This is a genomic window from Kitasatospora sp. NPDC024654 (assembly GCF_055559155.1).
Genome location: NZ_JBVHLF010000262.1, coordinates 1 through 1,452 on the forward strand (window position 1 = coordinate 1; position 1,452 = coordinate 1,452).

Sequence of the window (1,452 nt, forward strand, 5' to 3'; positions counted from 1 at the left end):
CTAGTAGGGCTTTGTTAGGTGCGGTGGTGTGGTTCTGGTTCTGGGGCGGGTTGGCCGCATATCGAGCAGGCGCCGGTCCAGGTAGCCAGGAGGGCCTGGAGTTCGCGGAGGACCGCGTAGAGGGTCAGGCCGGCGCAGGGGCTTTTGGGTCGAGCCTGAGCATGGTGCAGAACGCCTGGGCGAGGGAGGTGAGGGTGACGTGGCGGTGCCAGCCGGGGTAGTTGCGGCCCTCGAAGTGGTCCAGGCCCAGGCCGTCCTTGAGCTCGCGGTAGTCGTGCTCGATACGCCAGCGGATCTTGGCGATGCGGACGAGTTCACGCAGCGGAATGTCGGCGGGCAGAGTGGACAGCCAGTAGTCGGTGGGCTCGGCGGCGCCGGGCGGCCACTCGGCCAGCAGCCAGCATTCGGGCAGGGAGCCGTCGGCGGCGCGGCGGATCGTCCGGTTGGCCGGTCGCACCCGCAGCGCCAGGAACCGCGAGCGCATCTCGGCGCGGGGGTTGTGCTTCGTGGCCTTGCTCCCTTGGCGCCAGGTCACGGTGCGTGCCGCCGATCGCCCCGTCTCCAGGGCGAGTTGGCGAAGAGTGGTGTGCGGGTCGCGGTAGGCGGGCCCGGGTGGGCGGCCCTGGCCGCTGTAGGGCGGGCGCTCGGGCGCGGCGTCGCCCGGGTAGGCGGTGGTGGTGCCCTTCACCGCGACGGCGTAGGCCAGGCCGCGCTCGGTCAGGCCCTCGCGAAAACCCGTCGCGTCGCCGTAGCCGGCGTCGGCGACCACCGGCAGGTCGGACAGCTCCCAGTCCCCCCGGACCTCGTCCAGCATGTCCAGCGCCAGGCGCCACTTCTCCCTGTGCCGCTCGCTGTCGGGGATGGCCGCCTTGGCGCGGCGGCGCACGATCGCCCCGGCCAGCAGCTTGTCGCCGGTGTTCTTGGCGTCGTCCCAGCTCTCGGGCAGGAACAGGCGCCAGTCGATAGCCGAGGAAGCGCGGTCGGACACCAGGTTGACGCTGACGCCGATCTGGCAGTTGCCGCGCTTGCCCAGCGCGCCGCAGTACATCCGGGCCACACCCGGCGAGTCGTAGCCGTCCTTGGGGAAGCCCACATCGTCGATGGCGTACGCCTGGGGCGCGATGTGCGCCGCGGCCCAACGGGCCACCCGCTCGCGAACCTTGACCCAATCCCAGGTCGAGGAGGCCACGAACTGCTGGAGCTGCTGATGGTCCACCCCAAGGCGCTCGGCCATCGGCTGCATCGACTTGCGCTTGCCGTCCAGCATCAGCCCGCGCAGATACAACTCGCCCTTAGCCCGCTGGTCCCGACGGGCCAGCGAACCGAGCATCTCGGCCGCGAACGCCTCCAAGCGCGGGCGGACCGTTTCCATCTCCTCAGGTGTCACACCTGAAAGAAGATCACAGCCTACCCGACGACGATCACTTGGGGTACCTAACAAAGCCCTACTAG

1 protein-coding gene is annotated in these 1,452 nt (G+C 70.0%); it reads right to left on the reverse strand.

Going from position 1 to position 1,452, the window contains the following annotated elements; genetic code table 11:
• Positions 1–124 precede the first annotated feature (124 nt).
• Positions 125–1,387 carry an IS701 family transposase gene (locus ACZ38L_RS39505; RefSeq protein WP_465702994.1) on the reverse strand — a complete coding sequence of 421 codons (1,263 nt, stop codon included), beginning with the start codon at positions 1,385–1,387 and terminating at the stop codon, positions 125–127.
• Positions 1,388–1,452: the final 65 nt, after the last annotated feature.